We start from the raw sequence: 18,698 nt of genomic DNA on the forward strand, positions 1-18,698 counted from the left end.
TGCGTGGCCTTGACCGATTAACCGAGCTTGCGAATATCGACGAAATGGCCTTCGATGGCCGCTGCGGCCGCCATGGCCGGGCTCACCAGGTGCGTGCGTCCGCCCGCGCCCTGACGGCCTTCGAAGTTGCGGTTCGAGGTGGACGCGCAGCGCTCGCCCGGCTCCAGCCGGTCGGCGTTCATCGCGAGGCACATCGAGCAACCCGGCTCGCGCCATTCGAAACCGGCTTCCGTGAACACCTTGTCGAGGCCTTCGCGTTCGGCTTGCGCCTTCACGAGACCCGAACCCGGCACGACCATCGCCAGGCGCACGTTCGCAGCGACGCGGCGACCGAGCTTCTTCACGACGTAGGCGGCCGAGCGCAGGTCTTCGATGCGCGCGTTGGTGCACGAGCCAATGAAGATCTTGTCCGGCTTGATCGACTCGATCGGCATGTTCGGTTCGAGCGCCATGTATTGCAGCGCGCGTTCCATCGCGTCACGCTTGACCGGGTCTTTTTCGCGCTCGGGATCCGGCACGCGACCGTCGATCGACACGACCATTTCCGGCGAGGTGCCCCACGTGACTTGCGGGACGATATCGGCCGCCGTCAGCTCGACCACGCGGTCGAAGTGCGCGCCGTCGTCCGAACGGAACTGCTTCCAGTACTCGACAGCCTGGTCCCACTCCGCGCCTTGCGGCGAGAACGGACGGCCCTTCAGGTATTCGATCGTGGTGTCGTCCACGGCGACCATGCCGGCGCGCGCGCCGCCTTCGATCGCCATGTTGCAGACCGTCATGCGACCTTCCATCGTCAGGCCGCGGATCATCGAGCCGCCGAACTCCATGGCGTAGCCCGTGCCGCCCGCCGTGCCGATCTTGCCGATGATGGCGAGCACGATGTCCTTGGCGGTGCAGCCGCGCGGCAGCGTGCCTTCCACCTTGATGAGCATGTTCTTGCTCTTCTTTTGCAGGAGCGTCTGCGTGGCCAGCACGTGCTCGACTTCCGAGGTGCCGATGCCGTGCGCGAGCGCGCCGAACGCGCCGTGCGTGGACGTATGCGAGTCGCCGCAGACAATCGTCATGCCCGGCAGCGTCGCACCCTGTTCCGGCCCGACGATGTGCACGATGCCCTGGCGCTGGTCGCTCATCTTGAACTGCGTGATGCCGAAGGCGTCGCAGTTCGTGTCGAGCGTGTCCACCTGGAGCTTCGAGACCGGATCGGCGATACCGTGGCTGCGATCCGTCGTGGGCACGTTATGGTCGGACACGGCCAGGTTCGCGCTGATGCGCCATACCGGGCGCTCGTGCAGTTTCAGGCCTTCGAAAGCCTGCGGACTGGTGACTTCGTGCAGCAGATGACGGTCGATATAAAGGATCGTCGTGCCGTCGTCTTCCGTGTGGACCACATGGGTGTCCCACAATTTGTCGTAGAGCGTCTTTGCCATGATATGCGGGGATAAATTGACTGCGGGGGGACTTGCGTTGTGAATTGATTATGCCACGCAAAAACCGCATCCCGCACCCCCTTCCGACCAAAAAAACCGATAAAAAACAGTGAGTTGGGTGGTAGTAGCGATACCTGTATCGAAGTTACCCGGCGCATGGCGCGGCGCATTTTTCGACTCCGAATCGATCGACGCGAAGCGAAGCCTTTGTTTTTCCGATGATTTTTTTGCCTGAACGGAAAGCGTAAAACGCTGGAAACCGAGGACGCGCTCGAATAGAAGGTGCCATATCGGGCACGTCGATTGCGAGACGTGCGCCGCCGCACGAGCGTCCGGAATATGCTTGCATCACACTGAACCGACACGGACAACTCGCGGCACGATCAGGCAATCCTGGAGGCCTCATGCCATTCGCAACCCGTTCGCCCCGCAGCGCGCTCGTTCGCGCCGCTGCGTACAAGACAACAATCACAACAAGCCAATATTCGGGGCGGCACGCGCAGGCCCGCTCGATCAAGGGCGCCGCGATCGGACTCGCGCGCCAGTCCTCGATCGCCGTCGCGGCCACGGCCTGCGCGCTTGCAGCCTTCGCGCCGCGCGCCCAGGCGCAGACGCCCTCGCCGCTCGGCGAATGGCAGTATTCGGCGGGCATTCCGCTGGAAAAGCTCTATCAGCCCGATCGCCCGAACTTCGAAGCGCGCCTTGGCATCGGCTCGACTTTCGAGCCGCGCTACGACGGCTCCGACCGCTATCACATGATGGCCGGGCCGAGCATCGACCTGCGCTACAAGGACATCCTGTTCGGCTCGACGGGCGAAGGCTTCGGCGTGAATTTCCTGCAAGGCCAGAACTGGCGCATGAGCATCGCCGCGGCATACGACCTCGGGCGGCGCGGCCACGACGATCCGTCGCGACTGAACGGCATGGGCAACATCAATCCCGCGCCGCTCATGAAGATCGCGGGCGAATACGTGGTGTCGAAGGATTTCCCGCTGGTGGTGCGCGCGGCCTTTACGCGCAGCTTCGGCGGCTCGAACGGCTGGACTGCCGATCTGGGCACATATATGCCGCTGCCGGGCAGCAGCCAGACGTTCTACTGGTTCGCGGGCCCGTCGGTCACGTTCGCCGATTCGAACTACATGCAGAGCTGGTTCGGCGTGAACGGCCAGCAGGCCGCGGCGTCGGGCTATCGGCAATACAACGCGAGCGCGGGCCTTAAATCGGCGGGCTTCGGCATCACGATGGTGTACTTCGTCAACAAGCACTGGTTCGTGAGCGCGGACGGCGCCATCAAGCGCCTGCTGGGCAGCGCTGCGCATAGCCCGATCATCCAGACCAAGACCGAAGGCGTCTGCGATCTGTCGATCAACTATCAGTTCTAGGCAAGTCGCCTGAAAAAAAGCGGCCAGCGCGCATGATGCGCCGCTGGCCGCTTGCTGATGGCGCCATCAGCTCAGGGCGTCATCAGCCTTCGCTCTTGATGCGGCTCTGGATGTGCTGTGCACGGCTCGGCGACGACGGATGCGAGCTGAGCATCGAGCTCTGGCCGCCGTCGATCTGCGCGAGCTTCTGGAAGGCCGTAACGAGGCCTTCGCGCTTCATGCCTTTCTTCTTTAGGAGATCGAACGAGTAGTCGTCGGCCGCGCTTTCCTGCGTCTGCGAGAACTGCGCGTTGACGAACTTCTCGGTCAGGTCGCCAAGCTGCGACGAGCTCAACGACGACGCCATCGCGTTGCCGCTCGCGCCTGCCGCCGTGCGGGCCGCGCTCACGGTATAGGCCGTCTGCATCGCCTTCTTCGAATGGCCGAGCGCCACGTGGCCCATCTCGTGCCCGATCACGCCGCGCAGTTCGTCGTCGTTCATCTTGTCCATCAGGCCGCTGTAGACGCGCACGCAGCCGTTGCCCATCGCCCACGCGTTGATGTCCTGCGTCATGTAGACCTTGTAGTCGATCTTCTGGCCGTTCAGGGTCATGTCGCCGAAGCCGCTCATCACGCGCGTGAGGCGCTTGGCGTAGGCGCTGTTGGGGGCGGCCACCTTCGACTGCGCGTCGCTGGCCTTACAGGCTTCCTGCGAGACCGTCACGATGTCGCTGTCCGATAGCGACGCCGCCTTGTAAAGCGACGTGCCCGCCGACAGCGCAGCGGTAGGGTCGATGCTTTGCATGCCCGAACAGGCGCTCAACGCCACCGCGATCCCACATGCCAGACCAAGCTGAATCCTTGCCATTCTTATCGTCCTTATTGAAGGTTTTTGTAAGGATCGACAATCTAGCACCCGAGCGTTTCCGATGCACCCGTGGGCCGCGATTTTATGCTCAGCGTGTCAATTAAGCGCTATTTTCAGCACTATTTAACGGCACCGGCCTCGTAATAGGCCCGCCCGGCGTCGTCGCGCCGGTTGCAAACCGCGAGATCTCCGTGACCGGTGACCGTTGATCGGGCTCCTCATTTTCGGCTCATTCTGCGCCGCTAAGCTGACCCTATGGGCCAAAGGCCCATAGCGCCCCACCCGCGCTTCCCTGCTTTCAACGCAAAGGATCGTCACCATGCTCGCGTCGCTTGAGTCGCTTATCGCCACCACTTTCCTGGGCCAGCCCGTCTGGCTCTGGGCCGCGTTCATCGCGGTGGTGATCGTGCTGCTCGCGCTCGATCTCGGCGTCCTGCACCGGGACGACCGAGAGATCGGCATTCGCGAAAGCCTCTGGCTCTCGCTTGGCTACATCACCATTGGCCTGCTGTTCGGCGGCTTCATCTGGTGGCAGCTCGGCGCGCAGCCCGCGACCGAGTACGTCACCGGCTACCTGATCGAGAAGTCGCTCTCGCTCGACAACGTATTCGTGATCGCGTCGATCTTCGGCGCGCTCGCGGTGCCGCGCGCCTACCAGCATCGCGTGCTGTTCTGGGGCATCGTCGGCGTGCTCGTGCTGCGCGCGCTGATGGTGGGACTGGGCGCAGCGCTCGTTTCGCAGTTCGAATGGATGCTGTTCGTATTCGGACTGTTTCTTGCCGCCACCGGCGTGAAGATGCTGCTCGGCTCGAAGGAAGAAACGCGCGTCGAAGACAGCAAGATCCTGCGCACGATCCGCCGCGTTCTGCCCGTCACCGAGCGGCTCGAAGGCGGCGCGTTCGTGGTGCGGCGCGCGCATCCGGTCAGCGGCAAGCTCACGCGTTATGCGACGCCGCTGCTCGTCGCGCTGCTGATGATCGAGTTCGCCGACCTGATCTTCGCGGTCGATTCGATCCCTGCGATCTTCTCGATCACGACCGACCCGTTCATCGTCTACACAAGCAACATCTTCGCCGTGCTAGGCCTGCGCGCACTGTTCTTCGCGCTCGCGGCGATGGCGCACCGCTTCTACTACCTCAAGCACGCGCTCGCGCTCGTGCTGGTGTTCATCGGCGCGAAGATCTTCCTGGTGGGCATCATCGGCAAGATTCCGGCGCTGCTGAGCCTGGGCGTGACGACAACGCTGCTGGTCGGCGGCGTGGTGGTGTCGCTCGTCAAGACGCGCCCTGCCGGTGACGAAAGCGGCAGCCTGAAGGCTCCCTGAGCGCCTTGAGCACCTGGAACGCCTGGAACGCGCTCCTCATTCTTCGCTCATTTTTCTCTGCGAGGATGGTTTCCACGGCAGCCGCACCGGCTGCCGCCCCCGAAAGGAGTGCAACATGAAATGCCCGAACTGCCCTGACGTCACCCTCGCGATCGCCGAGCGTCATGGCGTCGAACTCGACTACTGCCCGCAATGCCGTGGGGTCTGGCTCGATCGTGGCGAACTCGACAGGCTGATCGAACGCGCCGCGCAGGGCCGCCCGGACATGCGGCGGCAATACGACGACGGCTATGAAGGCCACGGCTCACAACATAGCTCACAACACGGCTCGCAGCATCGCTCGCGCGACTACGGCCAACGCCACGGCGGACAGGAACGGCGCCGCAAATCGTGGCTCGAAGACATTTTCGACTGAACCCAAGCCGCTCACTTTGCAACGATTGATCGAGGACTCCTGACCATGCGCACCTATACCAGCAACAGCCCGCAGGCCGCCGGACGCATCGTGGCCATCGCCCTGCTCGCCGACGGCCACCTGAACAGCAGCGAACTCGCTGCCGTGCATCGCGCCCGCATCGCCGAGCGCCTTGGCCTCGCGCCCGGCGAATTCAGCACGATCCTGCGCGATCTCTGCGAAGACCTCCTGCTGGCCAACGCGAACATGGACTGGAGCGATGCCTGCAAACTCGACTCCGACGTCATGCAGCAAGTGCTGCTTGAACTCGAAGATCCGAACCTGCGCGCCGAAGTGATGAGCCTGTGCCTGGTCGCGGTTCACGCCGACCGCCACCTCTCGGACGCCGAAGCGCAGTTGCTCGCCGTGCTGTCGAGGTCGTGGCAGGCGCATCCCTGGCAGCGCCTGCTGGCTTCCTGACATCGTCGCCTCTCGCCTCTTGATTTGCAGCACTTTCCGGCGTGCGACATGGACTTCCCCCTGAGTTGCACGCCACGCGGCGAGCCCCACGCTCGCCGCGTTTTTTCCATTCATCCAGACGCACATCCAGTCACGCACTCAAACGCACACCGCCCAGCCGAGCCCCCGCACATTGCGAATCACGGCATGGCCGAATTTTCGGCGCACGCTATAGATCACGGCATCGACGGCATTGCTTTCCACTTCCTCGCCCCAGCCGTATAGCCGCTCCTCCAGTTGCTGACGCGAGAGGATCGCGCCGGGGCGCTCCAGCAGCGCGAGCATCAATGCGTACTCACGCGCCGAAAGATCGTCGCTCTGGCCGTCGAAACTCAAGCGGCGCGCATTCATGTCGAGCGTCACGCGCGCGCTGCCCATCGTCGCCGAGGCGAAACCCGCCTTGCGACGCACGACCGCGCGAATGCGCGCAAGCAACTCCTTGCTCTCGAACGGCTTGACGAGATAGTCGTCCGCGCCCAGATCGAGGCCTTCGACACGCGTGTCCACGTCGTCGCGCGCGGTGATGATGATGACCGGCGTGGCGTCGCTCGCTTCGCGCAGGCCGCGCAGCACGTCCAGCCCGCTCATGTCGCCAAGCCCCAGGTCGAGCAGGATGGCCGTGTACGAACCGTCGCGCACAGCCGTGCGGCCGCTTTCGCCCGTACGCACCCAGTCGACGCTATAGGACGCGTCCTTCAGCGCGCGCAGCAGCGCGGGCCCGATCAGCAGATCGTCTTCGATCAGCAGAATCCGCATCGCTCAGTTTTCCTTACCATACATTGCAGGTTGTTCGTGCGCTTCGATTCAGGCCAGCGGCAGTTCGATGTGCGCGACGATGCCACTCTGCGCGTCGCTGCGATTGGCAAGCGTCACGCGGCCGCCGTAGCTCTGCGCCAGCGTCTGGGCTATCGCGAGGCCCAGACCGCTGCCTTGCGCATCGTTGTTCGCCGCACGAAAGAAGCGGTCGAACACGTACGGCAGGTCGCTGTCGGCGATGCCGGGCCCGTCGTCGATCACCTCGATCGTCACCTTCTGCGCGTCGCGCAGCATCGAAACATCGACGCGTCCGCCAGCATGCACATAGCGGATTGCGTTATCGATAAGGTTCTTGACCAGCACGCGCATGTCGCCTTCGGTGGCCCGCACGCTCGCTTCATCAAGCCGCTCGACGCCCAGATCCACGCCTCGCGCATCGGCGAGCGGCAGCAGATCCGCGAGCACGTCAGGCACGATGCGCGTGAGCGCGATGGTTTCCACGGCGCGCTGCGCGCCGCCGATTTCCGCGCGCGCGAGGCCCAGCAGTTGCGACACCAGCGACCCGGTGCGCGCGACGCCGCGCTGCAGGTCTTCGAAGCGTTCGCGGTACTGTTCGGGCGGCGCATCGCGCAGGTTGTCGATCTGCAACTGCATCGCCGAAATGGGCGAGCGCAGTTCGTGCGCGGCATCGGCGATGAACTTGCGCTCGGCGTTCACGAGCACCGAAAGGCGCTCGATCATGCGGTTGATCGACTCGATGAAGGGCCGCAGTTCCACCGGCGCCTTGTCGGCTTCGAGCGGCTTGAGCGCGTGCAGGTCGACTTTCGCCGCCCGGCGGCCGACGCGCTCCATGGGACGCAGCGACAGGCGCACCGTCACTGCGATCGTCAGCACGAGCAGCGGCAGCAGCGCCAGCACCGGCAACAGGCTCCAGAACGCGACGCGCAAGGCATTGCGGTTGCGCATGCTGCGGGACTCGGCGATCTGGATGTATTCGTCGCCCGCCGCGAGCGCGAAGACGTCCCACGCCTCCCCATCGAAGTCGATCGACGAGAAGCCCGTCTGCGCGCGCGGCAACGCGATGTCGGGATCGCTGGTGCGGCTCGGCTCGTCGGTGTCGCCGGCTGACCAGATCTGCACGACGAGATCGTCGGAGGCGTTGCGCGCGCTGTGCGGTTCCGCGGCGGCGTGGTGCGACACGCCCGCCTGCACGTGCGCGGCGGCGTCGCGCAGGCTCGCGCTGAATTCGCTCGCGAGGCTGCGCACCACGAGGAACGTGCCAAGCGAGCCCAGCACGCCCACGAGCAATGCCAGCGTGCCGATGGCGATGCTCAGGCGTCGGTGCAGGGAGTTCGCAGCGAAGAACATGGAGCGGCTTGAGAGGGGCTTAAAAGGCTCATGGGGAATCAGGCCGCTCCATGATAAAGGATTCGGGGTCGGGGAAATTGGCGAGGGGCTGTCAGCCGCGTGTGCCTTGCGCAAGCGGCTGGCGCTCGTAATAGATATCCCATTCGCTCTCATTGACCTGCGCAAAACCGTGCCGCAGATAAAAGCGATTCGAGTCGCTGCCCCGCAGCGCGCCGACGCGAACAGGCAAGCGCTGCCGATCCGCGTCGGCGAAGATATCGCGCAGGACGCGTGCGCCGATCCCCCTGCCCTGGTGCGCCGGCAATACATAGAGGTGATCGAGCAGCCAATGGTCTTCCAGCGACCTCGCCAGCACGAAGCCGACACGCACGCCATCGGCTTCGATGAAACGGCACAGCGCCGGCTCAAACGCGGCCAGGAAGCGCTCGCGGGCGCGTTGAGGATCGAAGCGCCCGATACGCGCCAGGCTCTCGCGCATCGCGGCAATGCGTATTTCAACGAGGGCGTCGGCGTCGGCCTGGGTCGTCGGCGAGAAGGTTAGATGCATCGATAGTCCTTCCATGCAGGAGCGCGGGCGGCGGACATTCAGCATAACAAAGCATCGATTTTCCGGTGCCACACCGTTCGCGCGCAGCGCCGTGGCGCAGGTGCTAGATTGATTGATCGCACTGCCCCAACCCAGCAGGGAGACGCCTATGAGCAATACCGCACCCCGGCCTGCCTTCGGTTCCGCCGTTTATTATCGCGATCCTTTCGCCGCGCTCGACTGGCTGGAGAAGGCATTCGGCTTCACGCGCCAGTTCGTCATTACCACGCCCGACGGCAAGCTCGCGCATTCGGAAATGCGCTTCCAGGACGGTTACGTCATGATCTGCGGCGGCTGGCCAGGCATGCCCTACTCCAGCCCGGCAGACGTCGAGGGCAAGAACACGCAATCGGTTCATGTACAGCTCGAAAGCGGACTCGACGAGCATTGCGCCCGCGCGCGTGCTGCGGGCGCGACGATCGTGCGCGAGCCGTCCGACCAGTTTTACGGCGATCGCGTCTATGCCGCGGTCGACCCGGAAGGCCACGTGTGGAGCTTCGGGCAGACCACGCGCGAAGTCTCGCGCGAGGAGGCCGAGCAAGCCAGCGGCCTGAAGATCGACGGCTGGGTCTAGTCCCGGGCCCGCAAAGACAAACGCCCCGACGGGCGAACCGTCGGGGCGTTTGAGGTATTGCGTACCGCGTGTGCTTAGCGAGCCGAGATCGGCTTGGCTTCGCGCGGCGTGTTGCCGATGAACAGCTGACGCGGACGGCCGATCTTTTGCTCGGGGTCGGCGATCATTTCGTTCCACTGGGCGATCCAGCCCACCGTACGTGCCATCGCGAAGATACACGTGAACATCGACGTCGGGATGCCCAGCGCGCGCTGAACGATGCCCGAGTAGAAGTCGACGTTCGGGTACAGCTTGCGCGACACGAAGTATTCGTCTTCCAGTGCGATCTTTTCCAGCGCCATCGCGAGCTTGAACAGCGGATCGTCGTGCAGGCCCAGTTCGTTGAGCACTTCGTGGCACGTTTCGCGCATCAGCTTGGCGCGCGGATCGTAGTTCTTGTACACGCGGTGACCGAAGCCCATCAGCTTCACGCCCGAGTTCTTGTCCTTCACCTGCTTGATGAACTCAGGGATGTTCTCCACCGAGCCGATTTCCTCAAGCATGTTCAGTGCGGCTTCGTTCGCGCCGCCGTGCGCCGGGCCCCACAGGCAGGCGATACCGGCTGCGATACACGCAAACGGGTTCGCGCCCGACGAGCCGGCCAGACGAACCGTCGACGTCGATGCGTTCTGCTCGTGGTCTGCGTGCAGGATCAGGATACGGTCGAGCGCGCGCACCAGCACGTCGTTAACCTTGTACTCTTCGCACGGGTTCGAGAACATCATGCGCATGAAGTTCGCGCTGTACGACAGGTCGTTCTGCGGGTACACGAACGGCTGGCCGATCGAGTACTTGTACGCCATGGCGACCAGCGTCGGCAGCTTGGCGATCATGCGGATCGCCGACACTTCACGATGCTTCGCGTTGTTGATGTCGAGCGAGTCGTGATAGAACGCCGACAGCGCGCCGACTGCAGCGACCAGGATCGCCATCGGGTGCGCGTCGCGGCGGAAGCCGCGGAAGAAGAACTGCATCTGCTCGTGAACCATCGTGTGCTGCGTGACGGTCTTCACGAACTCGTCCTTTTGCGCCTGGTTCGGCAGCTCGCCCTTGAGCAGCAGATAGCAGGTTTCCAGGAAGTCGGCGTTTTGCGCGAGGTTGTCGATCGGGTAACCGCGGTACAGCAGTTCGCCCTTGTCCCCGTCGATGTACGTGATCGCCGAGTTACATGCCGCCGTCGACATGAAGCCCGGGTCGTACGTGAACTTGCCGGTCTGACCGTACAGTTTGCGGATGTCGATCACATCCGGGCCTTGGGTGCCCTTGTAGATCGGCAGTTCGACGCTCGGCGAATTGTCGCTGAACGATAGCGTGGCTTTTACATCAGACGGGGTCATAGCACATCCTCAATCGAAGATAAACACGGGATTCGATAGTTTGCAGGTCTGGCGCGGCGCCTTCTAACGTCCCGTAGGACGTCACCGCGGCTCAGACGTTGCGAAGCAGCTCCAGCACCCGCTTCACGTCCGGGTCGGAAAGGTCGCCTTCTGGTTCCTTGCGTGCGAGCAGCAAGTCCATCAGGTCGTTATCGCTCAGCTCGAGCAGGCGCGTAAGTGCACCCACATCGGCGTCGCTGAGGTCATGCTCATAGCGGTCAAAAAATCGCTCGAAAATAATGTCGTTTTCGAGCATACCGCGCCGCGCGCGCCAGCGAAGGCGCGCGCGGCGATGGGGGTCAGACTGGTGCGAGTCCATTCGATCTCGCTATGGTCAAACCGCGCGGCGGACCATCAGTTCCTTGATCTTGCCGATCGCCTTCGTCGGGTTCAGGCCCTTCGGGCAGACGTCGACGCAGTTCATGATCGTGTGGCAACGGAACAGACGATACGGGTCTTCGAGGTTGTCGAGACGCTCGCCAGTCGCTTCGTCGCGGCTGTCCGCGATGAAACGGTACGCTTGCAGCAGGCCAGCCGGGCCGACGAACTTGTCCGGGTTCCACCAGAAGCTCGGGCACGACGTCGAGCAGCTCGCGCACAGAATACACTCGTACACGCCGTCGAGTTCGTCACGCTGTTCAGGCGACTGCAGGCGCTCTTTCTCGGGCGGCGGCGTGTCGTTGATCAGGTACGGCTTGATCGAGTGGTACTGGTTGAAGAAGTGCGTCATGTCGACGATCAGGTCGCGCACGACGGGCAGGCCCGGCAGCGGGCGCAGCACGATCTTCTGCGGCAGGTCGTTCAGGTTCGTGAGGCACGCCAGACCGTTCTTGCCGTTGATGTTCATGGCGTCCGAACCGCACACGCCTTCACGGCACGAGCGGCGGAACGACAGCGTCTCGTCCACTTCCTTGAGCTTGACCAGCGCGTCGAGCAGCATGCGCTCGTGCGTGAGATCCAGCTCGTACGTCTGCATGCGCGGCGCCGAGTCCTTGTCCGGATCGTAGCGATAGACTTCAAAAATACGTTTGGCCATTTCCAAATTCCTTTTGACTGGCGTGTGCCTTAGAACGTACGCGCCTTCGGCGGCACGGACTCGACGGTCAGCGGCTTCATGTGAACCGGCTTGTAGTCAAGACGGTTGCCTTCGCTGAACCACAGCGTATGGCGCAGCCAGTTTTCGTCGTCGCGGTGTTCGTAGTCGCTGTGTGCGTGCGCGCCACGGCTTTCCTTACGGGCTTCAGCCGAGACCATCGTTGCCTGCGCAACTTCCACGAGGTTCGCCACTTCGAGCGCTTCGACGCGCGCGGTGTTGAACACCTTCGACTTGTCCTTCAGGTGAATGTGCTTCGCCTGTTCCGTGACCTGCGCGATGTCCTTGACGCCTTCGGCCAGCAGCGCCGAGGTACGGAACACGCCAGCGTGCTTCTGCATCGAGCCGCGGATTTCGTTCGCGACGCTTTGCGCGTACTCGCCCGAGGTCGAGTTGTCGAGCTTCGCGAGACGAGCCAGCGAGAAGTCAGCAGCATCGGCCGGCAGCGGCTTGTGCTCCTTGAGCTCCTTCACGTGCTTGACGATGTGGTTGCCGGCAGCGCGGCCGAACACCACGAGGTCGAGCAGCGAGTTCGTGCCCAGACGGTTTGCGCCGTGCACCGAGACGCACGAGCATTCGCCGACAGCGTAGAAGCCGTTGACGACTTCTTCGTGGCCCTTCGGCGTGCCGACGACCTGACCGTTGATGTTGGTCGGGATGCCGCCCATCTGGTAGTGAATCGTCGGAACGACCGGGATCGGTTCCTTGATGCAGTCCACGTTGGCGAACTTCAGCGCGATTTCGCGGATCGACGGCAGACGCTTCATGATCGTCTCTGCGCCGATGTGCGACAGGTCGAGCAGCACGTGATCCTTGTGCGCGCCGACACCGCGGCCTTCCTTGATTTCCTGGTCCATCGAACGCGAAACGAAGTCACGCGGTGCGAGGTCCTTCAGCGTCGGAGCGTAACGCTCCATGAAGCGCTCGCCGTTCGAGTTACGCAGAATGCCGCCTTCGCCGCGCACGCCTTCCGTGATCAGCACGCCCGCGCCGGCCACGCCGGTCGGGTGGAACTGCCAGAACTCCATGTCCTGCAGCGCGATGCCCGAACGGGCCGCCATGCCAAGGCCGTCACCGGTGTTGATGAACGCGTTGGTCGATGCCTGGAAGATCCGGCCTGCGCCGCCCGTGGCGAACAGCGTGGTCTTGCCTTCGAGGATGTAGACGTCGCCCGTTTCCATTTCGAGCGCGGTCACGCCGAGCACGTCGCCTTCGGCGTCGCGGATCAGGTCCAGCGCCATCCATTCGACGAAGAACGTGGTCTTCGCTGCGACGTTCTGCTGGTACAGCGTGTGCAGCAGTGCGTGACCGGTACGGTCAGCCGCCGCGCAGGCGCGTTGCACCGGCTTTTCGCCGTAGTTGGCCGTGTGGCCGCCGAACGGACGCTGGTAGATCGTGCCGTCCGCATTGCGGTCGAACGGCATGCCCATGTGTTCCAGTTCGTAGACGGCGTTCGGTGCTTCGCGGCACATGAACTCGATCGCGTCCTGGTCGCCGAGCCAGTCGGAACCCTTGATCGTGTCGTAGAAGTGGTAATGCCAGTTGTCTTCGCTCATGTTGCCGAGCGATGCACCGATGCCGCCTTGAGCAGCGACCGTGTGCGAACGCGTCGGGAACACTTTCGACAGCACGCAGACCGACAGGCCAGCACGCGCCAGTTGCAGCGACGCGCGCATCCCCGAGCCGCCCGCGCCGACGATGACCACGTCGAACTTGCGACGCGGCAGAGAATTCTTGATTGCAGCCATTCTTTTACACTCTCCAGAGAATCTGCGCGGCGTAGCCCAGGCTGCCCAGCAGCCAGGCGATCGTCAGCACGTCCAGCGCAATGCGCAGGCCGACGGGCTTGATGTAGTCCATCCAGATGTCGCGCACGCCAATCCAGGCGTGATAGAACAGCGCGAGCAGCATGACGAACGTCGCGAGCTTCATCCACTGGGCGGAGAAAATCGACGCCCAGCCGTCATAAGAAAAGTCGTGTGCGCCGAAGAACAGCACGAGCAGCACGATCGTGTAGATCGCCATGAGCACGGCGGTCGCGCGCTGGGCAATCCAGTCGCGCAGGCCGTAGTGAGCGCCAACGACAAGGCGCTTCGGACCGATACCGTTTTTAGCCGACATTCTTAAAACGCTCCGAAGAGTTTTGCCGCGAAGGCAACCGTGAGGATCGTGGAGAGGACAACAACGACGAGCGACGTCGACTTGCCCTTTTCTTTAGCCGCGAGGTCATGGTTGAAGTCCATGAGCAGGTGGCGCACGCCAGCGCAGAAATGGAAGAGGAACGCCCACCCGAGGACCAGCACGATGAGCTTGACGATGATGTTGGAAAGGAAGCCCTTGAAGACTTCGAAGCTAAGCTCCGATGTGAGGCTCTGATCCAACAGGAACAACAGGAAAGGCAAGAACAGGAATAACAGCACACCACTGATGCGGTGGCCGATCGATACGCGACCGGCCAACGGCAGGCGGTATGCGAACAAAATCTGCCCAATGCCGATGTTCCGGTATTCCGGCCTCGGTTTTTTTGCGGCTTCTGCCATGCTAGACCCCTACTATGTGTTAACACTAATACGCAATTTTACCGCCATTTCTTTTCGCGCTGCAGCGAAATCAGCCCTGCTAACCGCTGATGCGCGCGCGTAAAGACAGGCGCGTGGGGAAGTGTCCGCATGTCCCTGCGGACGCCCTCTCAACTCAAGTCATTCTGATAGTAGTACCCGGTTGTGACATACCATCCACGGCGCACCTCGACCGGTCGGTCTCCATAGGTATAGGACACCCGATCGACGGAAAGCAATGGGAAACCAGCCGGAACATTGAGCAGGTCGGCGACGGCAGGCTCGGCGGCCACGGCGCGGATCTTCTCAGTTGCACGAATCATACGCGTGCCGAAGTCGGCTTCGAACATGGCGTAGAGCGGGCCTTTATACTCCGCCAGACGCTCGGCCGTGAGGCCGCGGAAGATACCGCCAGGCAGCCAGATTTCGTCGAGTACGGTACTCTCGCCATCGAACTGCAGAAGACGCTTGATGAGCACTACCGGGTCGGCGGGCTTGAGGTCGAGCTGACGCGCGATCTCGGCGGAGGCGCGCATGCGGCGGCACTCCAGCAGCCTGCTGACGTGGGGATGCTCCGCACCGTCATCAGCCAGCAATCTTAGGAAGCGAAACTGGGCGCGTTCTTCGTTGTGCGTCGCAACAAACGTGCCCTTGCCTTGACGCCGTACCAGCAGGTTGTCGGCAGCCAGTTCGTCGATCGCCTTGCGCACGGTCCCCTGGCTGACCTTGTAACGGGCAGCCAGTTCGACTTCGCTGGGGATGATTTCGCCGGGCTTCCATTCGCCGGTCTCGAGGCTCTGGGTAATGAGCCCCTTGATCTGCTGATAGAGCGGACTAAAGGTGGGCGACGGCGAGGCCGCTGGGGCCGCAGTCGAAGAAGCGGAGGCGGACGCAGGCGCGCCGCTGTCGGGAGCGGAAGAATTCGCGTTGCTGACCGGGTTCGCATTCATGGCGCGCATTTCAACATAAACCCCCGCTGAAATCTACCCTTTTGGTCGCAACAGATATGTCTTATATAAGACATAAGATAGTGTTGACTTTACCCATTGCGAATCCTAAACTCCCGATCGAGCAAGGGTTTGCGGGCGACCGCGTGTCAAACACGGGAGCCGCCGGCAGCAACCACATCGTGGTGAAATGCGCCGCAGTCCGCCTTGCACATGCTGTTCCTTCTAGCAGTCATGCAGTAGCGGTTTTCGATCCGCCCCGCCCGCGCACTCCCCCGCGCGGCGCGCCTGTGGACCGTCCCAGCCGAGCTGTTGCAGGAGTCGGCACACGCAAAGCGGCCCGCGTCAGGCGTCCCGGTCCAGGGCGTTCCCGTTCATTCCCGAGCTTCGTCGTACAGGTTACCGGCATGGCGGCCCGCCCGCCGGCGCGCGCAACAGGCCCAGCAAGGCCTCGCACGCACGCCGGGAAAAGGGCCGTCTGATTCACGAACGCTTCGCGTAACGCGCATATAGAATGGCGCTTTACCCTGGCGTCTAACGCATCTTCCTGGAGATTTTCAATGGCTAAGCCCGCAAAGCGCGTTGCCGTCACCGGCGCCGCAGGTCAGATCGCTTACTCCCTGCTGTTCCGCATCGCGAACGGCGACCTGCTCGGCAAGGATCAGCCCGTCATCCTGCAACTGCTGGACCTCCCGCAAGCGCAAGCTGCCGTCAAGGGCGTCGTGATGGAACTCGACGACTGCGCCTTCCCGCTGCTCGCGGGCGTGGTCATCACGGACGACCCGAAGGTTGCGTTCAAGGACGCCGACGTCGCCCTGCTGGTTGGCGCACGTCCGCGCTCGAAGGGCATGGAGCGTAAGGACCTGCTCTCGGCCAACGCCGAAATCTTCACGGTTCAGGGCAAGGCGCTCAACGACGTCGCCAGCCGCGACGTCAAGGTGCTGGTCGTCGGCAACCCGGCCAACACCAACGCTTACATCGCAATGAAGTCGGCTCCGGATCTGCCGAAGAAGAACTTCACCGCCATGCTGCGTCTGGACCACAACCGCGCGCTGTCGCAGCTCGCAGCGAAGTCGGGCAAGCCGGTCGCTTCGATCGAAAAGCTCGCCGTGTGGGGCAACCACTCGCCGACGATGTACCCCGACTACCGTTTCGCCACGGTCGAAGGCCAGTCGCTCAACGCGCTGATCAACGACGACGTGTGGAACCGCGACACCTTCATCCCGACCGTCGGCAAGCGCGGCGCGGCGATCATCGAAGCGCGCGGCCTGTCGTCGGCAGCTTCGGCGGCCAACGCAGCGATCGACCACGTGCGTGACTGGGTGCTCGGCACGAACGGCAAGTGGGTCACGATGGGCATTCCGTCGGACGGCTCGTACGAAATCCCGGAAGACATCATCTACGGCGTGCCGGTGACCTGCGAAAACGGCGAGTACAAGCGCGTCGAAGGCCTGGAAATCGACGCATTCTCGCGCGAAAAGATGACGGGCACGCTCAACGAGCTGCTCGAAGAGCGCGAAGGCGTCGCTCACCTGCTCAAGTAAGCTCGATGCAGGCAAACCGGGGCTGCGCTGCCATGCGGCGGGTTCCGGTTCTTGCGCGGGTTCAGGCGGCGCACGCCGCCCGTCCCGCGCACTGATCCGCACGCGCCTTGTCTGCTGGCAGGACGCGTACGAATCAGAACATTCCCACAACCCTCATCCCCTGACGCCGAAGATGCGCGCCATCCTCCCCGCGGAAGTGTTGTTTGACGGCGAAGCCCCCCCTGTTCTCCTGCCCGCGTGCGATCACTACGCCGGCAGCGAGAAGCTGATGCTCAAGTCCCTCGCGTTGCAGCAGGAGCTGGGCCCGGTTTTCGACATCACGCTCGACTGCGAAGACGGCGCCCAGGTCGGCCACGAGGCCGAACACGCGGAACTCGTCGCCTCGCTGCTGGGCGGCGAACACGACCGCTTCGGGCGCGTCGGCGTGCGTATCCACGATTTCCACCACCCGCACTGGCGCGACGACGTCCGCCTGATCCTGCGCGCCGCGAAGCGCGCACCGGCGTTCATCATGCTGCCGAAGATCCGCGCCGTGGGCGACGCCGCCGAGATGACCGCCTTCATCGAAGCCACGCGCGTCGAATTGGGCATCGAGCAAGCCATCCCCGTCCAGTTGCTGGTCGAAACCCACGGCGCGCTCGCCCGGGCGTTCGATCTGGCCGCGCTGCGCGGCGTGCAGTCGCTGAGTTTCGGGCTGATGGACTTCGTGTCCGCGCACGACGGCGCGATTCCGGACACCGCCATGCGCTCGCCCGGTCAGTTCGATCACCCGCTCGTGCGCCGCGCCAAGCTCGAAATTTCCGCGGCCTGCCACGCCTTCGGCAAGGTTCCGTCACACAACGTGAGCACCGAAGTGCGTGACATGGAGATCGTCGCGAACGACGCCCGGCGCGCGCGCAACGAGTTCGGCTACACGCGCATGTGGAGCATCCATCCCGCGCAGATCCCGGCGATCGTGGCCGCTTTCGCGCCGCGCGACGAGGAAATCGTCACCGCCGCCGAAATCCTGCTGGCCGCGCAGCACGCCCAGTGGGGCCCGACCCGCCACGGCGACACGCTGCACGACCGCGCGAGCTACCGGTATTACTGGTCGGTGCTGCGCCGCGCGCGCTCGACCGGCCGCGCGGTGCCTGCCGAGGCCGCGCCGCTGTTCGGCGAGGACGCCACGGCATGATGGCGGCGCGTGCGCAAACAGAACGGGGAAAAGCAGCGGGGAACCCGACCGGATCGCACGCTGTCAGGCTATCCATGCGTTGCGCAAGACCGGCCCGCGGATTTTTGTTGCAGTCCGTAAAAACTGAATTTCGTGCCGCTAAATAGGTGAAAATAGCGTCCGCTGCGCGCTCACGGGGCGCGCGCAGTGCAACCGGCGGCCACGACCTGTGGCCGCGCACTGTTCAACCGATTTGAGACATAAAGGTCCGACTCCATGAAGAAATTGCTGATCGCTACCATCATTGGCGCGCTGTCCTCGACGATGCTTCTGGCCGCCACCGACGCAGCCGCACAAGGCACGTCGACGACGGCGAAGAAGCCCGCGAAGCCGGCACCGAAGCACCGCATCATCAAGCGCAAGGCCAACCCCGCCAAGGAAGCGAAGGTCGACGCAGTGCCGGAAGGCTCGGAACACTGGAGCTGCGCAGAAGGCATGCAGTTCGAACTGAAGGGCGACATGGCGCGTGACCAGATCGTCACTGTTCACTGGGCGAACAAGAACTACAACCTGCCGCGTCAATCGACGACGACGGGCGCAGACCGCTTCCACGACGCCGCCACCGGCCTCGACCTGGTCGTGATCCCGACCAAGGCCATGCTGTTCTCGGATAAGGACAGCTCGCGTCTGGCCGACGAGTGCAAGACTGCTGCAATGCAGCAAGGCGCCATGGCTCCGACTCAGGCAAACGCCCTGAACCCCGCGAACCGCGCAGCACCGGCAAGCGGCGCAGCAGGCCAGTAAGGATCGC

At 63.5% G+C, this 18,698-nt stretch carries 20 protein-coding genes; 8 read left to right on the plus strand and 12 right to left on the minus strand.

What is annotated here, in order from left to right:
* Positions 1-17 precede the first annotated feature (17 nt).
* Positions 18-1,427, minus strand: coding sequence for a 3-isopropylmalate dehydratase large subunit (gene leuC / locus BBA01S_RS13615; protein WP_027816939.1), 1,410 nt, complete (start codon positions 1,425-1,427; stop codon positions 18-20).
* A 404-nt stretch (positions 1,428-1,831) separates the two neighbouring features.
* Between leuC and BBA01S_RS13620 the strand changes: the two genes are divergently transcribed.
* Entirely contained in the window at positions 1,832-2,809 is a 978-nt protein-coding gene (locus tag BBA01S_RS13620; RefSeq protein WP_084162133.1) for a MipA/OmpV family protein, read from the plus strand.
* An 82-nt stretch (positions 2,810-2,891) separates the two neighbouring features.
* Here BBA01S_RS13620 and loiP read toward each other — a convergent pair whose 3' ends face one another.
* On the minus strand, positions 2,892-3,656 hold the full coding sequence (gene loiP / locus BBA01S_RS13625) for a metalloprotease LoiP (protein WP_027816941.1): 765 nt from the start codon (positions 3,654-3,656) through the stop codon (positions 2,892-2,894).
* Positions 3,657-3,975: 319 nt separating this feature from the next.
* Between loiP and BBA01S_RS13630 the strand changes: the two genes are divergently transcribed.
* The 3 genes from BBA01S_RS13630 to BBA01S_RS13640 all read left to right on the plus strand — a co-directional run bounded on the left by BBA01S_RS13630 (position 3,976) and on the right by BBA01S_RS13640 (position 5,854).
* Positions 3,976-4,980 (plus strand): TerC family protein, encoded by a 1,005-nt coding sequence (locus BBA01S_RS13630; RefSeq protein WP_042297055.1) that lies wholly within the window; start codon positions 3,976-3,978, stop codon positions 4,978-4,980.
* 115 nt (positions 4,981-5,095) lie between these two features.
* Positions 5,096-5,395, plus strand: a complete 300-nt coding sequence (locus BBA01S_RS13635) for a TFIIB-type zinc ribbon-containing protein (protein ID WP_027816943.1) — start codon at positions 5,096-5,098, stop codon at positions 5,393-5,395.
* Positions 5,396-5,440: 45 nt separating this feature from the next.
* On the plus strand, positions 5,441-5,854 hold the full coding sequence (locus BBA01S_RS13640) for a tellurite resistance TerB family protein (protein ID WP_027816944.1): 414 nt from the start codon (positions 5,441-5,443) through the stop codon (positions 5,852-5,854).
* A 138-nt stretch (positions 5,855-5,992) separates the two neighbouring features.
* Here the strand turns inward: BBA01S_RS13640 and BBA01S_RS13645 are convergent, their stop codons facing one another.
* The 3 genes from BBA01S_RS13645 to BBA01S_RS13655 all read right to left on the minus strand — a co-directional run bounded on the left by BBA01S_RS13645 (position 5,993) and on the right by BBA01S_RS13655 (position 8,564).
* Positions 5,993-6,649, minus strand: coding sequence for a response regulator transcription factor (locus BBA01S_RS13645; RefSeq protein ID WP_027816945.1), 657 nt, complete (start codon positions 6,647-6,649; stop codon positions 5,993-5,995).
* A 48-nt stretch (positions 6,650-6,697) separates the two neighbouring features.
* The gene (locus BBA01S_RS13650) at positions 6,698-8,017 is read right to left on the minus strand and encodes a sensor histidine kinase (RefSeq protein WP_027816946.1); all 1,320 of its coding nucleotides are present in this window, start codon (positions 8,015-8,017) and stop codon (positions 6,698-6,700) included.
* Positions 8,018-8,108: 91 nt separating this feature from the next.
* Positions 8,109-8,564 carry a GNAT family N-acetyltransferase gene (locus BBA01S_RS13655; RefSeq protein WP_027816947.1) on the minus strand — a complete coding sequence of 152 codons (456 nt, stop codon included), beginning with the start codon at positions 8,562-8,564 and terminating at the stop codon, positions 8,109-8,111.
* A 148-nt stretch (positions 8,565-8,712) separates the two neighbouring features.
* Here BBA01S_RS13655 and BBA01S_RS13660 point away from each other — a divergent pair, with 148 nt between their 5' ends.
* Positions 8,713-9,177 (plus strand): VOC family protein, encoded by a 465-nt coding sequence (locus BBA01S_RS13660; protein WP_027816948.1) that lies wholly within the window; start codon positions 8,713-8,715, stop codon positions 9,175-9,177.
* Positions 9,178-9,251: 74 nt separating this feature from the next.
* On the opposite strand, the gene gltA is transcribed toward BBA01S_RS13660, so the two are convergent.
* From gltA to BBA01S_RS13695, 7 genes are all read right to left on the minus strand, one after another.
* Positions 9,252-10,553 carry a citrate synthase gene (gene gltA, locus BBA01S_RS13665; protein ID WP_027816949.1) on the minus strand — a complete coding sequence of 434 codons (1,302 nt, stop codon included), beginning with the start codon at positions 10,551-10,553 and terminating at the stop codon, positions 9,252-9,254.
* Between the two features lie 91 nt (positions 10,554-10,644).
* Positions 10,645-10,911, minus strand: a complete 267-nt coding sequence (locus BBA01S_RS13670; RefSeq protein WP_027816950.1) for an FAD assembly factor SdhE — start codon at positions 10,909-10,911, stop codon at positions 10,645-10,647.
* Positions 10,912-10,926: 15 nt separating this feature from the next.
* Positions 10,927-11,628 (minus strand): succinate dehydrogenase iron-sulfur subunit, encoded by a 702-nt coding sequence (locus BBA01S_RS13675; RefSeq protein ID WP_027816951.1) that lies wholly within the window; start codon positions 11,626-11,628, stop codon positions 10,927-10,929.
* 29 nt (positions 11,629-11,657) lie between these two features.
* Entirely contained in the window at positions 11,658-13,433 is a 1,776-nt protein-coding gene (gene sdhA, locus BBA01S_RS13680; protein ID WP_027816952.1) for a succinate dehydrogenase flavoprotein subunit, read from the minus strand.
* 4 nt (positions 13,434-13,437) lie between these two features.
* Positions 13,438-13,806, minus strand: a complete 369-nt coding sequence (gene sdhD / locus BBA01S_RS13685; protein WP_027816953.1) for a succinate dehydrogenase, hydrophobic membrane anchor protein — start codon at positions 13,804-13,806, stop codon at positions 13,438-13,440.
* A gap of 2 nt (positions 13,807-13,808) precedes the next feature.
* On the minus strand, positions 13,809-14,225 hold the full coding sequence (sdhC, locus tag BBA01S_RS13690) for a succinate dehydrogenase, cytochrome b556 subunit (RefSeq protein ID WP_027816954.1): 417 nt from the start codon (positions 14,223-14,225) through the stop codon (positions 13,809-13,811).
* Positions 14,226-14,374: 149 nt separating this feature from the next.
* The gene (locus BBA01S_RS13695) at positions 14,375-15,193 is read right to left on the minus strand and encodes a GntR family transcriptional regulator (RefSeq protein WP_027816955.1); all 819 of its coding nucleotides are present in this window, start codon (positions 15,191-15,193) and stop codon (positions 14,375-14,377) included.
* Between the two features lie 557 nt (positions 15,194-15,750).
* Between BBA01S_RS13695 and BBA01S_RS13700 the strand changes: the two genes are divergently transcribed.
* The 3 genes from BBA01S_RS13700 (at position 15,751) to BBA01S_RS41150 (ending at position 18,691) form a co-directional block, all read left to right on the plus strand.
* A complete protein-coding gene (locus BBA01S_RS13700; RefSeq protein ID WP_027816956.1) occupies positions 15,751-16,734 on the plus strand; it encodes a malate dehydrogenase in 984 nt (327 codons plus the stop codon).
* Between the two features lie 172 nt (positions 16,735-16,906).
* Positions 16,907-17,908, plus strand: coding sequence for an HpcH/HpaI aldolase/citrate lyase family protein (locus BBA01S_RS13705; RefSeq protein ID WP_027816957.1), 1,002 nt, complete (start codon positions 16,907-16,909; stop codon positions 17,906-17,908).
* Positions 17,909-18,163: 255 nt separating this feature from the next.
* Complete coding sequence (locus tag BBA01S_RS41150; protein ID WP_042297060.1) at positions 18,164-18,691, plus strand: hypothetical protein; 528 nt, start codon at positions 18,164-18,166, stop codon at positions 18,689-18,691.
* Positions 18,692-18,698 lie beyond the last annotated feature (7 nt).

The sequence above is a fragment of the Paraburkholderia bannensis NBRC 103871 genome (assembly GCF_000685015.1).
In the GTDB taxonomy this organism is placed as follows: domain Bacteria; phylum Pseudomonadota; class Gammaproteobacteria; order Burkholderiales; family Burkholderiaceae; genus Paraburkholderia; species Paraburkholderia bannensis.

Coding starts and splice junctions, on each gene's coding strand:
- BBA01S_RS13670 (WP_027816950.1), bottom strand. CDS start 10,911: ATGGACTCGCACCAGTCTGACCCCCATCGCCGCGCGCGCCTTCGCTGG.
- sdhD (WP_027816953.1), bottom strand. CDS start 13,806: ATGTCGGCTAAAAACGGTATCGGTCCGAAGCGCCTTGTCGTTGGCGCT.
- BBA01S_RS41150 (WP_042297060.1), top strand. CDS start 18,164: ATGAAGAAATTGCTGATCGCTACCATCATTGGCGCGCTGTCCTCGACG.
- BBA01S_RS13635 (WP_027816943.1), top strand. CDS start 5,096: ATGAAATGCCCGAACTGCCCTGACGTCACCCTCGCGATCGCCGAGCGT.
- loiP (WP_027816941.1), bottom strand. CDS start 3,656: ATGGCAAGGATTCAGCTTGGTCTGGCATGTGGGATCGCGGTGGCGTTG.
- sdhC (WP_027816954.1), bottom strand. CDS start 14,225: ATGGCAGAAGCCGCAAAAAAACCGAGGCCGGAATACCGGAACATCGGC.
- BBA01S_RS13695 (WP_027816955.1), bottom strand. CDS start 15,193: ATGAATGCGAACCCGGTCAGCAACGCGAATTCTTCCGCTCCCGACAGC.
- BBA01S_RS13630 (WP_042297055.1), top strand. CDS start 3,976: ATGCTCGCGTCGCTTGAGTCGCTTATCGCCACCACTTTCCTGGGCCAG.
- BBA01S_RS13650 (WP_027816946.1), bottom strand. CDS start 8,017: ATGTTCTTCGCTGCGAACTCCCTGCACCGACGCCTGAGCATCGCCATC.
- BBA01S_RS13655 (WP_027816947.1), bottom strand. CDS start 8,564: ATGCATCTAACCTTCTCGCCGACGACCCAGGCCGACGCCGACGCCCTC.
- gltA (WP_027816949.1), bottom strand. CDS start 10,553: ATGACCCCGTCTGATGTAAAAGCCACGCTATCGTTCAGCGACAATTCG.
- BBA01S_RS13705 (WP_027816957.1), top strand. CDS start 16,907: ATGCGCGCCATCCTCCCCGCGGAAGTGTTGTTTGACGGCGAAGCCCCC.
- sdhA (WP_027816952.1), bottom strand. CDS start 13,433: ATGGCTGCAATCAAGAATTCTCTGCCGCGTCGCAAGTTCGACGTGGTC.
- BBA01S_RS13700 (WP_027816956.1), top strand. CDS start 15,751: ATGGCTAAGCCCGCAAAGCGCGTTGCCGTCACCGGCGCCGCAGGTCAG.
- leuC (WP_027816939.1), bottom strand. CDS start 1,427: ATGGCAAAGACGCTCTACGACAAATTGTGGGACACCCATGTGGTCCAC.
- BBA01S_RS13675 (WP_027816951.1), bottom strand. CDS start 11,628: ATGGCCAAACGTATTTTTGAAGTCTATCGCTACGATCCGGACAAGGAC.
- BBA01S_RS13660 (WP_027816948.1), top strand. CDS start 8,713: ATGAGCAATACCGCACCCCGGCCTGCCTTCGGTTCCGCCGTTTATTAT.
- BBA01S_RS13645 (WP_027816945.1), bottom strand. CDS start 6,649: ATGCGGATTCTGCTGATCGAAGACGATCTGCTGATCGGGCCCGCGCTG.
- BBA01S_RS13640 (WP_027816944.1), top strand. CDS start 5,441: ATGCGCACCTATACCAGCAACAGCCCGCAGGCCGCCGGACGCATCGTG.
- BBA01S_RS13620 (WP_084162133.1), top strand. CDS start 1,832: ATGCCATTCGCAACCCGTTCGCCCCGCAGCGCGCTCGTTCGCGCCGCT.